We start from the raw sequence: 13217 nt of genomic DNA on the forward strand, positions 1-13217 counted from the left end.
GGAACGTGTTCGAGCAAGGGAGCACGAAAACGTGACCTCAGCCACCGCCGGACGTGAAACTGTTTTCACTTACGGGGCGCCTGCCTTGAAGTACGGCACCGGGTCGAGCGATGAGATCGGCTACGACCTCACCCAGTACGGCGCCCGCCGGGTGCTCGTCCTGACCGACGCGGGTGTCGCCGCGACGGGCTGGCCACAACGGATCGCCGAAGGCATCGAGACCTATGGCATCGAAGCCGTCGTCTTCGACGGCGTACATGTCGAGCCGACCGACGTCAGCATGCGGAAGGCCGTCGACTTCGCCCGGGGACAGGGCGAGTGGGACGCCTTCGTCGCCGTGGGTGGCGGGTCGGCCATCGACACCGCCAAAGCGGTGAACCTGTTGACCAGCAACGACGGCGACCTGATGGACTACGTCAACGCGCCGGTCGGCGGCGGCCGCGCCCCGAGCTCGCCGCTGAAACCGCTGGTCGCGGTGCCGACCACCACCGGGACGGGCTCCGAGAGCACCACGGTGTGCGTGCTGGACGTGTTGTCACTGCGGGTGAAGAGCGGCATCAGCCATCTCCGGATGCGGCCGAGCCTCGCGGTGGTCGACCCGAGGCTGACGGTCTCGCAGCCACCCGAGGTGACCGCCGCGAGCGGGATGGACATCCTTTGCCACGCCGCGGAAAGCTACACGGCCAAGCCGTACACCGAGTTCGACCGGAAGCGGCCGGAGGACCGGGTTCCTTACTGTGGCTCGAATCCGCTGGCCGACATGTTCGCCGAGCAGTCGCTGCGGCTGCTGTCGTGGGCGTTGCCCGCGGCCGTGCGGGACGGTTCCGACATGAAGGCGCGCGAAGCGATGGCGCTCGCGGCGACGTTCGCCGGGCTCGGCTTCGGCAACGCCGGGGTGCACATCCCGCACGCCAACGCGTATCCGATCGCCGGGCAGGTCCGGGACTTCCATCCGTCCGGGTATCCGGGCGACGAAGCGATGGTGCCGCACGGGATGGCCGTCTCGCTGACCGCGCCGGCGGCGTTCCGGTTCACCTACGACGCCGCGCCCGAACGGCACATCCGGGTGGCGCGGCTGCTCGCGCCGGATTACGAATGGCCGGGCGATCTGCGGGATCACCTGCCCGCGGTGCTCGGGCAGATCATGCGGGAGATCGGGATCCCCAACGGAATCGGCGCCGTCGGCTATACCGAGTCCGATGTGGACTCACTGGTTTCCGGCACGGTGAAACAACAACGGCTGCTGGCGACGGCGCCGCGCGAGGCGTCCGAAGCGGACCTCGCCGTCATCCTGCGGGAATCGGTGACGCTGTGGTGAACGCCGAGTATCCGCACTGGCAGACGGTTCCGTTGCGGTGGAAGGACAACGACGTCTACGGACACGTCAACAACGTCGTCCACTATTCGGTGATGGACACCGTGATCAACACTTGGCTGATCGAACGCGGCGGACTCGACATCGAGACCGGTGAGGTCATCGGGTTGTGCGTGGAATCGCAATGCAAGTACCACGCTTCGGTGTCGTTCCCGGGAGAACTCGAAGTCGGCCTGCGGGTGGGCCATCTCGGCCGGTCCAGCGTCCGCTACGAGGTCGGGATGTATTCGAAGGAGACGGTGATCGCGGAAGGCCACTTCGTGCACGTCTTCGTCGATCGCGAATCCCGCCGCCCGGTCCCCGTCGAGGGTCTACTCAGGAGCGCGCTGGAAGAACTGCGCACTGGGCTGGGGTAGCCGCGGCGACCACGCGTGCATGAGCTGGGCGTAGCGCGTGGACCGGTCCATGAGTTCGAGATGGGTGCCGAGGGCGGTTTCCTTGCCGTCCATCACCAGGACCCGGTCCGCGCGCAGCGCCGACGTCAGCCGGTGCGCGATCACCACCAGCACCCCGCCCCGTTCGGCGAACGCCCGTTCCGCGCGGGCTTCGGCGGGCGGGTCGAGATGCGACGTCGCCTCGTCGAGGATGACGACGGTCGCGTCGCTCGCGTACACCCGGGCGAGTGCGATCAGCTGTGCCTCACCGGCGGACAGCGTGCCGTGCCCGATCTCGCCGTCGAGCCCGCCCAGCCGCGTGACCAGCGGTTCCGCGCCGACGGCTCGCACCGCCGCCAGGAGTTCGCCGTCCATCGCGGTCTGCGCGAACAAGCCGACGTTGTCCCGCACGGTCCCCGCGAAGACGTACGCCTCCTGCGGGATCAGCGCGACCATCCGGTGCCGCAGTGCCGCCGGGACCTCCCGGACCGGAACTCCGCCGAGCAGCACCCGGCCCGCCTGCGGTTCGAGCATGCCGGTCAGGAGCCCGGCCAAGGTCGACTTGCCGATCCCGCTCGGCCCCACCACCGCGAGCCGCTCGCCGGGCCGCAGGTGCAGATCGAGCCCGCGCACCACCGGTTGCGCCGCCGCGCCCCAGCTGAAGGTCAGGTCGCGCACGTAGATCGCGGTCCCGTCGGGTTCGGCGGTCCCGTCGGCCTCCGGCTCGGCCTCGGCGGTTTCGGCGAGCCGCCGCAACGCGACGATCAGCCGCAGCACCACGGTGCTCGCGGTCGCGGCCAGCCCGCGCAACGCCGGCTGCATCGTCGTCGCCAGGTAGACCAGCGCGCCCAGCGCGGCACCGGCGGTGAGCACCCCGGCCTGGACCATGCCCGGCGCCACCAGCAATGCCAGGAGCAGCGGCACGAAACCGCCGGTCGCGATCACCACCGTCCGGGCCGCCCCGGACCGCGCCACCCGCACGGCCGCCTTGGCCTGCGTGTCGATGGCGTCGTAGAGCTCCAGCGCGGCCAAGGGTTCCGCGCCGCACGCGACGATGTCGCGCATTCCGGACAACGACGCGCCCGCGACCTCGGCGGTCCGCTCGTCGGCCAGCGCGAGCGCGCGCTGACGCCGCGCCAGCGACGGGAGCAGGCAGGCGAACACGAGGACCGAGACCACCACCGGGATCGCGACGATCAACGCGAGCGAACCGGCGACGGTGAACAACCCGGCCAGCGCCGCCACCGTCGTCACGATCATCCCGCGCGCCTGCACCAGCAGCCCGGCCGTGGCGTCGCGCACCACCTCGACGTGCTGGGTGATCCGGGCGACGCCGCTGGCGTCCGGCTGATTCCGCGGCGGCGCCGGATCGTGCAGGACCCCGCGCACGACGGCGGTCACCAGCGCGTCGCGCAACGGCTCGACGACCTTGCCGAGCTGATGCCACACCAGCCGCGAACCGAACGCGCCGATCACGGCGACCAGCCCGAAGACCGCGAGCCAACGCAGTCCGGTGCCTGGCCGATCCGCGGCAAACCCCTCGTCAACCGCGAGTTCGACCAGGCGACCGGACAAGAACGCGGGCACGCTCTCCAGGACGGAACAGGCCAGCAGCACCAGCCCGCCGCGCCACTGCCCGGCCAGCGCCGAGCGGTAGAGCCCCCAGACGCTCATTGCGCGCCCTCGGTGAAGACCGCGCGATAAGCCGGAGTCCGCCACAGTTCGTCATGCGCGCCGACCGCCCGGACGCGGCCGTCTTCCAGCCACACCACCGTGTCCGCCCGCGACGCGGTGGCCGCGCGATGCGTCACCACCACCCGGGTCCGGCCGGGCAGCGTGCGTTCGATCGCCTCCTCGACGGCGGCTTCGGTGACCGTGTCGAGGCTGGCGGTGGCGTCGTCGAGGATGAGCACCCGCGGCGCGTGCGCGATCGCGCGCGCCAGCCCGATCCGCTGCGCCTCCCCGCCGGAGAGCGGGGTTTCCCTGAGCGGCGTCCGGTAGCCGCCCGGCAGCCGGACGATCAGGTCGTCGACCTGCGCGGACCGGCAGGCGGCGCGCACGGCGGCCTCACCCGCCCACGAGCCGTAGCCGACGGCGTCGCCGATCGTCGCGCCGAGCAGCGCGGGCCGTTCGAAGGCGAATCCGACCACAGCGCGGAGTTCGTACGGCCGCAGCTTCTCCAGCGGACGGCCGTCGAGCGTCGCCGTCCCCTCGTCCGGGGTCAGCAGCCCGCCGAGGACGTTGACCAGCGCGGACTTCCCCGAACCGGACCGCCCGACGACCGCGGTGAACCGGCCGCCCCGCACGAGCAGGTCGACGTCGCGCAACGCGCCCTCGACGGTGACGCCGCGCAGTTCGAGCGTGCCCCGCCCGGGGACGACGCCGAGGTCGCCCGGTTCGGGGACCGGCGCTTCCAGCACCTCGGTGATCCGCCGCGCACACGACCGCGCGCGGGAAAGTGTGGTGAGCAAGGGAATCTGCGTGATCAGGCCCATGCCGAGGGCGACGTAGCCGAGCGCCGCGAGGACCTGGCCGACGGTCAGCCTGCCTTCCAACACCCCGAAACCGGCGGCGGCGAGCACCGCGAGCTCGACCGCGGGCAGCAGCAGACCGGAACGCCACACCATCCGGGCCTGCGTCCGCCACATCCCGCGGCCGGCGAGACTCAGTTTCGGCAGCGGCCGCAGCACACGGTCGGCTTCGCGGTCGGCGGTGCCGGACGCGGCGATCGTGCGGAGCCCGGCGACGGCGTCGACCATCCTCGCCGCGAGCTCGCCGGACACCTCTTGATAGGTGAGGACGTCGTCGGCGGTGTTCTTCAGATGGGTGCGCGCGAGCATCAGCCCGAACGGGATGCTGCCGAGGAAGACGAGCGCGAGCCGCCAGTCCATCAGCGCGAGCAGGACGACGGCTCCGCCGGAGATGAGGGTGGTCGACCCGAGCTGGACGACGACGGAGGCGACCAGTCCCGCGCCGGTGCAGTCACCGGTGAGCCTGCTGATCGCGTCGCCGTCGGCGAAGGTCGATCGGGTGCCGAGCGCGAGGTAGCGGTCGGCGAGTTTGCGACGCAGCCATGCGGTCGCGGACGCGGTCATCCGCGCGGTGAGGATGCCGCCGATCAGGCCGACGGCGATCTCGGTGACGCCGAGGACGATCAGCCAGGAGACCTCGGGCAGGCTGGGCCGTCCGGCGACCACGGCGTCGACCGCGGCGGCGAGCGCGCCGGGCAGGAGCAGCCCCGCCGCCGTCCCGGCGAGCGCGCTGAGGATCAGCGCGATCAGGCGGGGGCGATCCAGCGCGGTCACCTTGACCAGCAACCGATCGGCGGAACCCGCCATCCCTCTCCTCACACCGTGATCCCAACGAGATGAACCGGAAGGCAAAATGAAGGCGCGGGAGCGGCGCACTTGGCCTGTGCCGCTCCCGCGCCTTCAGTGCTCAGCCGTGACTCAGTGGCAGGTCAGCAGGCTGACGGTGCTGTTCGCGCAGGAGGCCAGCAGGCTGAGGTTGCTCGCGCCGCCGTGGCTGCCACCGCCGCCACCTTCGAGAACCTCGGGGGCTTCCAGGGCCTGCAGGTCGAGAACCAGTTCCATGGTGTTCCCTTTCACTAGTTACCTCTTGGTCCGCCGTCCTCATCGGACGGCAGTTCGGGAGGACAGGAAAGGCAGCGCGGCCTTCCCGTCCAGGGTGGCGGCCAAGGCGAGCAGGACGCCCGCGCCGCCGGTGACGACGTCCATCGACAGCCGCAGCAGCTGGTTGCCGGGGAACGCCAGGCCGCCCTTGTACGGCACCGCGTACCAGGCCAGCCGGGAAAGATGCAGGTCGATGGCGTCGCGGACGCGCTGGTCCGGTTCGGCGCCCATGGCCAGCGCGGTCATCAGCCCGCCCCTGCCGAACAGCAGCCCGGGGTGGATGACGAACTCGCCGCGGCACGCTTCACGCAGGCCGGGAAGGCTCTTCAACGCCTTCGCGTCCGGACGGTGCTTCGCCAGCTCCTCAGCGACCATGAGGATCCCGGCGCTGCCGACCCCCACGTAGGGCAACGTCCGGGTCTCGCCGTCGCGGACCTGCAGCGAACCGTCGTCGGACTCGACGCATTCCTCGATGTCCCGCTCCAGCGCCTGGTCGGCGAAGGACAGCCAGCCTTCTTCGCGGGTGCGTTCGAACAGCCGCACGAACAGCAGCGCCGGACCGGACCAGCCGTTGAGCAGCCCGGCGCGGCCGAAGTCGCCGGGCGGGTCGGCGATCTCCAGCGCTTCGGCGAGCCGGACGGCGGTGGCGAGCGCCTGCCTGCCGAACTCGTTGTCCTTGCGGGCCACCGCGAAATGCAGCTGGGTGAGCCCGATCCCGGACAGGCCGCCTTCCAGCCCGTGGTCGGTGGTCTGCTCGACCAGCGTCGACGACGCCGCCAAGAGTTTGGTGGCCTCTTCGCGGTAACCGAGCTCTTCGAGGACGTACGCGATCCCGTACGAGCCGTCGTAGAACCCCGGTCGTCCGGGCGGATCGCGGCGGATCGAGTCCAGCAGCCAGCGTTCGTGCTGGGGATGCCGCTCGCCGCCGACCGTCTTCAGTGCGTGGAGGACGCCGGCCGCGCCGTAGCCGAAACACGCTCCGCCGACGCGGAACTGCTCGATGTCACCGGGGAAGAGCCGGTCGGTGCGCTCGGGGGTCGCGCTGGCGAGGATCGCTTCGGTGATCTGCTTGCGGACCAGCGCCCAGTCCGGTCGCTCCTGGTCCAGCTCGGTGGCGCTCGTGAGCGGTGGCAGGTTCCGAGGGGCGAGCTCCGCGACGATCGAGTCGGCGTAGCCCTCCGGGACGTCGAAACGCTGCTGGACGAAGTCCGCGAGCCCGCGCAGCTTCGCCGGGGCGAGTTCGAGGAGCGTCGTGAGCGGCAGGAAGATCCACAGCTTCAGGACGGCGAGAGCGTACTCGTCGACCTCGAACCCGTTCCGGTCCCTCGGGGCGCGGAAGCCGGGCGCGCCGAGCGCGGGCCTGGTGCCGCTTTCGATGTCCGAGGCCATCTCGAAGTCGATCAGGGAGACCGCGTCGTCGTCCCCGTCCACGAGGATGTTCAGCGAGTGCAGGTCGCCGAAGACGATCCCGCGTTCGTGCACCTCGCCGACCATCGCCTCCACCCGCCGGACCAGCGCCAGCGCGCGTTCGGTGTACGCGGCGATGTCGGCCTCGGTGGTGTCGCGCCGGGTGAGCGGGTAGTTGCGGGCGAGCCAGTTGCCGAGCGAGACGCCGGGCATGTACTCCATCGCCAGGAAGTGGTGCTCCCAGACGGTGAAGCGGTCGTAGGCGGTGGGGATGCCGTCGATGCCCTTCAGCCGCTCCAGCACCTCGTGCTCACGGCGGAGGCGTTCGACGGCGTCGACCTCGTCCCGGTCCAGACCGGCGAACGGCCTGGCCTCCTTGAGGACCACGCGTTCGCCGTCGGTCTTCCGGTCGGCGAGGTACACGCCGCCGCCGTTGGAGAAGTGCAGAGAACTTTTCACCTGATAGGGGAACTGATCCGCTCCGCCGCTCTTGCGAGCTGCGAGATGAGGTGCGAGGAACTCCGGAATCGTCACCCAGTCGGGTACGGAGAAGGTCGGTTCGCGCTTGTCCGGGACCAGCGTCCCGTCCGGTTTGCGTATCGCGAGGACCCGCTTGCCGTCGAGTTCGACCCATTGCTCGGCGAATCCGCCGTAGCGGACGTAGAGCGGGCCGGCACCATACCGAAGATCACTGAGAATGTACGCCCCTGGTTCGCCGTCGAGCTTCGCCGACAACGCCGTGAGAACACGCTCCAGCTCGTTGTTGTCAGCCGGATAAAGAGTCAGTAACTTACCGCTTCCGTCACGCGGAGCGTATTTGGAATTCCTGGCCAGCAGGGTCGTCCGCGAACGCAGATGCTTGTAGGACACGGCGTGCTCGACACAATGCTCGTGCACCTTCACGAGCACCCGTTCGGCGTTGTCCAAACCTGCCGAAACGTGGATTTTCCAGCCCTGCAAGGGAAGGTTTCGAGCAACAGGGTGCAGCAACCGCCACACTCCGCGCACCCCGGTGCGCCAGCCGTCTCCGGGAGCGGGCAACAGGGAGGCGAAATCGTCGGCGACGTCCCCGGTTTCCCGCTGCTCATCGAAGAACAGTGGATCGGCGAAGCAATACGCTTCGTACCGGACGTCCATCGAGCGCCCCCTCCTTGGCACCAATCGGATGGGCCATGTGCACCATCGCGATGCAGAATATTCCACCCGCCGGACCCCGAACGGCCAATCCGCCATATCGGGGGTTCGGATGGGCTGTTCAGGGACGTGAATTCGAAAACTACCGAATGGTAGGGGTACCCAGCGTGAGATCAACTCGGATTCCAACCACCCGGTCGGTGTGTAACAGGAACGCGCCGGTGCCGTAATCCCAGGTCGAGGCACCGAAAGCAATAATGCGCCAGGAAATTGGCAGTGCGTCAACCGGCCGCGTTTCGTGATCTATTCACCCGAGGTCTGGACCACTGCCCGGCTCGTGGCGCCCGCCACGCGGCCCACCGGTCGCCCGTCGGCGATGATCGGCCCGGAGGTACGTTGTCGCCGGTGGAGCGGGTAAGGAGGCCGACGTGATCACAGGGTTCGCGGTGACCGTCGCGATCTGCGCGACGCTGGTCGCGGTGTGGAGTTTCGTCCAGGCGGCGCGCAAGAAGCTGCCGGACAACGCACTGCTCGCCGGCCTCGCCGTGATCGAAGTACTCCTGGTGGCCCAGCTCGTGATCGGTGTCGTCCTGCTGATCGGCGGCGGCCGCCCCGGCAGCATGGCCACCTATCTCGCCTACCTGATCGGCTGCCTGGTCGTGCTCCCGCTCGGGACGTTCTGGGCGCTGGCCGAGCGCACCCGGGCGAGCACCGCGATCCTCGGCATCGCGTGCCTCGCCATCCCGGTGATGGTGCTCCGGCTGCACGAGGTGTGGGCGGGCGCCAGTGCCTGAAGAAACCGAGGAGAAGACGGTGGACACCGCGACGGACAAGGCCTCCGGCCCGGGACGGATCCTGGTCGCGGTGTACGCGATCTTCGCGCTGGCGGCGACCTCGCGCGCCGCCGTGCAGATCAGCACCAAGTTCCACGAAGCCCCGCTGGCCTACGCCCTTTCCGCGTTCGCGGCCGTCGTCTACCTGCTGGCCACCGTGGCGCTGGCCCGCCGCGGCGCGGGCTGGTGGCGGATCGCGCTGATCGCGTGCGGCGTCGAACTGCTCGGCGTGCTGACGGTCGGCACGTTCAGCCTCTTCGACCGCGAGGCCTTCCCCCACGCCACCGTCTGGTCGGTGTACGGGCAGGGCTACCTCTTCATCCCACTGGTGCTGCCGGTGATCGGGTTGTTCTGGTTGCGGCAGACGAAACCCTGACCGAAAGCGGGCCGCTCACTTCTCGAAGCAGCCCTTTTCGTTGAGCGGGCCGAACGTCGGCAGGACCAGCCCGCACAGGTAGCCGTCGATCCAGCGGCCGTTGCCCGCGACGTTGGTGAGCACCCGGATCGCCGGCGCGAACGCGGCGATCCCCTTGGCCAGCGAATCCTGATTGCGCTGGAGCATCGACGTCAGCCGGTCGAGTTGTTCGAGCACCGGCCCCAGTTGCCCGTCGTTGTCGGCGATGATGCCGTCGAGCGCGGCCGCGAGCCGTTTCGAGCCGTCGAGCAGGTCCTTGATCGCCTGCTGCCGGGTGGAGATCGCGCGCAGCAGCGCGTTGCCGTCCTGGATCAGCCGTTGGGCCTCGGTGTCGCGGTCGACGAGGGTCTGCGAGACCTGCCGCGTGTTCGCGACGAGCGCCCGGAGCTGCCGATCCCGGGAAGCGATGGTGCCGGAGAGCTTCGTGATCCCGTCGAGCGCGGAGCGGACGTCGGCGGGCGTATCGGCGAAAGTCGCCGAAATCGCATCGAAGCTTTTCGCCAGTTGGCCGACGTCGATGGCGTCGACGGTTTTCGACAAATCCCGAAACGCTTCAAGGACGTCATACGGCGCGGTGGTCCGCCGCAGCGGGATCGGGTCTCCGGGGTCGAGGATCGTTTCACCACGCGGGTCGAGCGCCAAATACTTCTGCCCCAGGACGTTCTTGATCTGGATGGACGCGCTCGTGGCGTCGCCGACCCAGGCGTCCTTCACCCGGAAGGAGACGAGCACGCGATCGCCTTCGAGGTCGATTTCGGAAACCTTGCCGACCTTCACCCCGGCGATCCGGACGTCGTTGTCGGCGCGCAATCCGCCGGCGTCGGAGAATTCGGCGGAATAGGTGGTGCCGCCGCCGATCACCGGCAAGGCGTCGGCGTTCAGGGCCGCCGCCATGCCGAGGGCCATCGTGGTGAGCCCGGCGAGCGCCACCTTGACCGGATCCACCGCGCCGAAGGACCTCATCGTCTCACCTCGCAGGTCACGAGCGGCAAAGCTTAGGGGCCGCCCTTGCCCATCGCCAGGCGAAACGTTGCACCGATCGGGTGGCAACGTCTGTCCACTGTGGACTTTAGGGGACGTCAAGCCGGACTTCGTAATGGAGCGTCTTGTACTTCTTCAGCCGGTGGAAGAGCGGAACGAGGAAGCCGTGCAAGAGCCGATGTTTCCTCGCCAGAAGGGTGGCCGCGTGCCGCGCCTCGGCGCCGTCGAGCAGGCGGACCCGCGCGTTCACGGGCTCCCCTGTCGGGACGCCGCGGAACGTCGACGGGGCGATCTCGACCCGCGGATCGTTGCGCATCCGCTTGGCCTTCCACGCCGCGTCATACGTCCGGATGTACGCGTGATCGCCTTCGACGGCGATGTTGATCGGCGTCCCGATGGGTGTCCCGTCCCGTTTGAAGGTCTTCAGCAAGATCGTCTTCTGGGCGGTGAATTCGGTGAGCTGCTTAGTCATGCCACTGGGACGAAGCCGCCGCGCGAAACGTGACAGGCTACCGCCAGAGCTCGTTCGCGGTCCCCCGCGCGACGTGCTCCTCGTAGATCTCGACCTTCCGGCTGATCAGTTCCAGGCAGTCGGCCAGCTCGGCGATCCGGTCGCGGACGGTGTTCTGGTGTTCCCGCAGCAGTTCAAGCCGCTTTTCCTCGTTTCCCGGTCCTTGACGGACGAGTTCGGCGAATTCCCGGATGACGGCGAGCGGCATTCCGGACGCTCGGAACTTCGTGCAGTTCAGCAGCCAGTCGACGTCGTGTTCGGTGTACACGCGGCGCCCGTTCGCGTCCCGTTTCACCGGTGCCGCGAGCAGCCCTTCCTTCTCGTAGAAGCGAAGCGCGTGGACGCTGAGGCCCGTCCGCGCGGTGACCTGGCCGATCGCGAGTTCCGTCACCGGACCGACGATAGCGCCTTGACCTAGAGAGCCCTCTAGCTCTTAGCGTCCGCCTCATGACCACCGCACAACACAAGATCGGCTCCGGCTTCGGCGCGCGCAGTACGGCCGAAGAAGTACTGAACGGCATCGACCTCTCCGGCAGGCTCGCCCTCGTCACCGGCGGCTACTCGGGACTGGGCCTGGAAACCACGAGGGCACTGGCGAACGCCGGCGCGCACGTGGTCGTCCCCGCGCGCCGTCCGGCCGACGCCGAGGCCGCCCTCGCCGGGATCCCCCGCACCGAGGTCGGCGAGCTCGACCTGGCCGACCTGGCGAGCGTCGAGGCCTTCGCCGGCCGCTTCCTCGGCACCGGCCGCCCGATCGACATCCTGATCGCGAGCGCCGGGATCATGGCCGCGCCGGAACGGCGGGTCGGCCCCGGCTGGGAGTCGCATTTCGCGATCTGCCACCTCGGTCACCACGCCCTGGTGAACCGGCTTTGGCCCGCGCTGAAGGCCGGCGGCGCCCGCGTCGTCACGGTGGCCTCCTCCGGCCATCACTCGTCGCCGATGCGCTGGGACGACGTCCAGTTCGAGCGCGGCTACGACCGCTGGCTCGCCTACGGCCAGGCCAAGACGGCGAACGTGCTGTTCGCGGTGCACCTGGACAAGCTCGGCGCCGAACACGGGATCCGCGCGTTCAGCCTGCATCCGGGCGCCATCCTCACTCCCCTGCAGCGGCATCTGCGGCCGGAGGAGATGGTCGAACGCGGCTGGATCGACGAGCACGGGAACCAGGCCGACCCGGACTTCAAATCGCCGGAGCAGGGGGCGGCCACCCAGGTCTGGGCGGCGACGTCGCCACGGCTCGACGGGATGGGCGGGCTCTACTGCGAAGACTGCGACATCGCCGAGGTCGCCGCCGAAGAGGGCGAGTGGGTCGGCGTGCGTCCGTACGCGATCGACGCCGGTGAGGCCGAGCGGCTGTGGAAGTTCTCCGCCGGCCTCACCGGGTTGAGCAGTCCGTGAAGGCCTCCTTGAGGGACTCTGGGTCCCTCAAGGAGGCCTTCACGGACTTGAGAAACGCGGCTAGTTCCAGAACTTGATCTCCGGGTTGTCCGCCACCGGCCCGTCGAGCAGCGGCTGGTGCCCTCCGCGCAGGTTCGCGTCGAAGAACGCCGACACATACGCCCTGGTCAGCTGCATCCCGCGCTCGCCACCGAGCAGGCCGGGCTTGGTCAGGCCGAGCTGTTCACCGAGGACGCCGACGTCGGTGAAGGACGCGTGCCCGGCCGTCGCGACGCTGATCCAGCGCTTCCAGCCGGTGAGGTTCGGCCAGCTGCCCGCCCAGGTCGTGTCCGGGCCGGCCGGGGTGTACTCGCTTTCGCGGCCGAGCAGCAGGAACGGCCGGCCGATACCGGACGCGGGGATCGGCGACCACAGCCTGCCGTCCATATCGACGCCCGCCCGGATCCGCTGGTCGTCGACCATCGCGGTCGGCGCGCTGTACCCGCCGATGGAATGGCCCGCCATCCCGATCCGCGTCCGGTCGATCAGCCGGGACCAGCGCGAGGAAGGCTTGGTCAGGGTGTCGAGGACGAAGGAGACGTCCGCGGAGCGGATCGGCGGGAGCAACGTGGAGTCGGATCCGCAGGCGGCGCATTCGGTGACGTGCCCGTCGGGGAACGCGGTGCCGTGGGACTCGTAGTTGTGGCCGATCAGCGCGACCACGAAACCCTTGCTCGCCAGCTCTTCCGCCAGGCCGGTGAGCGTGGTGCGCGGTTTGCCGAATCCCGGCGACAGGACGACGAGCGCGTGCCTCCCCGGCAGTGGCGGGGCGTCGACCCTGGCGCTGGTCCGGAGCCCGGAGAGCAGCGCGGGGTCGACGTCGGGGACGCCCGATTCGGTCAGGAACGCCTTGGCCTCGGCCGAGGTGAGGTAGGGCCGTTTCGGGCCGAACGGCACCAGCGCGGGGTAGAACATCGACACCATCAGCTCGCGCGGCCCGGTCGGCACCCAGGGGTCCGTGCGCGAAGAGTCGATCAGGTGCAGATCGCTGGAGCCCACGGGATGCGAGCCGGTCGGCGGCGGCAACTTCAGTCGTGGAGCCGCCGCGGCCGGACTCGCCAGGGACACCATGCCGGCGAGGGCGACCAGCGCGACGAGAAGCCTTTTCATGAGGT

Annotated in this window: 13 protein-coding genes; 5 read left to right on the forward strand and 8 right to left on the reverse strand. The window is 69.5% G+C overall.

Annotated elements, in window-relative coordinates:
* Nucleotides 1-85 precede the first annotated feature (85 nt).
* Nucleotides 86-1318, forward strand: a complete 1233-nt coding sequence (locus ED92_RS04245; protein WP_037333176.1) for a hydroxyacid-oxoacid transhydrogenase — start codon at nucleotides 86-88, stop codon at nucleotides 1316-1318.
* Nucleotides 1312-1731, forward strand: a complete 420-nt coding sequence (locus ED92_RS04250) for a thioesterase family protein (protein WP_081975695.1) — start codon at nucleotides 1312-1314, stop codon at nucleotides 1729-1731. Before ED92_RS04245 ends, ED92_RS04250 begins: the two co-directional genes overlap by 7 nt.
* Here ED92_RS04250 and ED92_RS04255 read toward each other — a convergent pair.
* From ED92_RS04255 to lanKC, 4 genes are all read right to left on the reverse strand, one after another.
* Nucleotides 1687-3423, reverse strand: coding sequence for an ABC transporter ATP-binding protein (locus ED92_RS04255; protein ID WP_037333178.1), 1737 nt, complete (start codon nucleotides 3421-3423; stop codon nucleotides 1687-1689). The genes ED92_RS04250 and ED92_RS04255 overlap by 45 nt on opposite strands.
* Nucleotides 3420-5087, reverse strand: a complete 1668-nt coding sequence (locus tag ED92_RS04260) for an ABC transporter ATP-binding protein (protein ID WP_037333180.1) — start codon at nucleotides 5085-5087, stop codon at nucleotides 3420-3422. Before ED92_RS04260 ends, ED92_RS04255 begins: the two co-directional genes overlap by 4 nt.
* 111 nt (nucleotides 5088-5198) lie before the next feature.
* Complete coding sequence (locus ED92_RS42365) at nucleotides 5199-5342, reverse strand: SapB/AmfS family lanthipeptide (RefSeq protein ID WP_123798255.1); 144 nt, start codon at nucleotides 5340-5342, stop codon at nucleotides 5199-5201.
* Nucleotides 5343-5381: 39 nt separating this feature from the next.
* Nucleotides 5382-7925 carry a class III lanthionine synthetase LanKC gene (lanKC, locus tag ED92_RS04265; RefSeq protein ID WP_037333182.1) on the reverse strand — a complete coding sequence of 848 codons (2544 nt, stop codon included), beginning with the start codon at nucleotides 7923-7925 and terminating at the stop codon, nucleotides 5382-5384.
* Between the two features lie 425 nt (nucleotides 7926-8350).
* Between lanKC and ED92_RS04270 the strand changes: the two genes are divergently transcribed.
* Both ED92_RS04270 and ED92_RS04275 read left to right on the forward strand, forming a co-directional pair.
* Nucleotides 8351-8716, forward strand: a complete 366-nt coding sequence (locus ED92_RS04270; protein WP_037333184.1) for a hypothetical protein — start codon at nucleotides 8351-8353, stop codon at nucleotides 8714-8716.
* Entirely contained in the window at nucleotides 8709-9131 is a 423-nt protein-coding gene (locus ED92_RS04275) for a hypothetical protein (protein WP_200882668.1), read from the forward strand. The genes ED92_RS04270 and ED92_RS04275 overlap by 8 nt, the downstream gene beginning before the upstream one ends.
* Before the next feature lie 15 nt (nucleotides 9132-9146).
* On the opposite strand, the gene ED92_RS04280 is transcribed toward ED92_RS04275, so the two are convergent.
* From ED92_RS04280 to ED92_RS04290, 3 genes are all read right to left on the reverse strand, one after another.
* Nucleotides 9147-10133: an MCE family protein gene (locus tag ED92_RS04280; RefSeq protein ID WP_037333187.1), complete on the reverse strand. Its 987-nt coding sequence runs from the start codon at nucleotides 10131-10133 to the stop codon at nucleotides 9147-9149.
* A 106-nt stretch (nucleotides 10134-10239) separates the two neighbouring features.
* A complete protein-coding gene (locus ED92_RS04285; RefSeq protein WP_037333189.1) occupies nucleotides 10240-10623 on the reverse strand; it encodes a PPOX class F420-dependent oxidoreductase in 384 nt (127 codons plus the stop codon).
* 37 nt (nucleotides 10624-10660) lie between these two features.
* Entirely contained in the window at nucleotides 10661-11053 is a 393-nt protein-coding gene (locus ED92_RS04290; protein ID WP_037333191.1) for a MerR family transcriptional regulator, read from the reverse strand.
* A gap of 56 nt (nucleotides 11054-11109) precedes the next feature.
* Here ED92_RS04290 and ED92_RS04295 point away from each other — a divergent pair, with 56 nt between their 5' ends.
* A complete protein-coding gene (locus ED92_RS04295) occupies nucleotides 11110-12063 on the forward strand; it encodes an SDR family NAD(P)-dependent oxidoreductase (RefSeq protein ID WP_037333194.1) in 954 nt (317 codons plus the stop codon).
* Nucleotides 12064-12123: 60 nt separating this feature from the next.
* Here the strand turns inward: ED92_RS04295 and ED92_RS04300 are convergent, their stop codons facing one another.
* On the reverse strand, nucleotides 12124-13212 hold the full coding sequence (locus ED92_RS04300) for an acetylhydrolase (protein ID WP_037333196.1): 1089 nt from the start codon (nucleotides 13210-13212) through the stop codon (nucleotides 12124-12126).
* Nucleotides 13213-13217: the final 5 nt, after the last annotated feature.

It is taken from the genome of Amycolatopsis sp. MJM2582, assembly GCF_000754115.1.
Classification (GTDB): Bacteria; Actinomycetota; Actinomycetes; order Mycobacteriales; family Pseudonocardiaceae; genus Amycolatopsis; species Amycolatopsis japonica.

Coding starts and splice junctions, on each gene's coding strand:
- ED92_RS04255 (WP_037333178.1), bottom strand. CDS start 3,423: ATGAGCGTCTGGGGGCTCTACCGCTCGGCGCTGGCCGGGCAGTGGCGC.
- ED92_RS04260 (WP_037333180.1), bottom strand. CDS start 5,087: ATGGCGGGTTCCGCCGATCGGTTGCTGGTCAAGGTGACCGCGCTGGAT.
- ED92_RS42365 (WP_123798255.1), bottom strand. CDS start 5,342: ATGGAACTGGTTCTCGACCTGCAGGCCCTGGAAGCCCCCGAGGTTCTC.
- lanKC (WP_037333182.1), bottom strand. CDS start 7,925: ATGGACGTCCGGTACGAAGCGTATTGCTTCGCCGATCCACTGTTCTTC.
- ED92_RS04280 (WP_037333187.1), bottom strand. CDS start 10,133: ATGAGGTCCTTCGGCGCGGTGGATCCGGTCAAGGTGGCGCTCGCCGGG.
- ED92_RS04285 (WP_037333189.1), bottom strand. CDS start 10,623: ATGACTAAGCAGCTCACCGAATTCACCGCCCAGAAGACGATCTTGCTG.
- ED92_RS04295 (WP_037333194.1), top strand. CDS start 11,110: ATGACCACCGCACAACACAAGATCGGCTCCGGCTTCGGCGCGCGCAGT.
- ED92_RS04300 (WP_037333196.1), bottom strand. CDS start 13,212: ATGAAAAGGCTTCTCGTCGCGCTGGTCGCCCTCGCCGGCATGGTGTCC.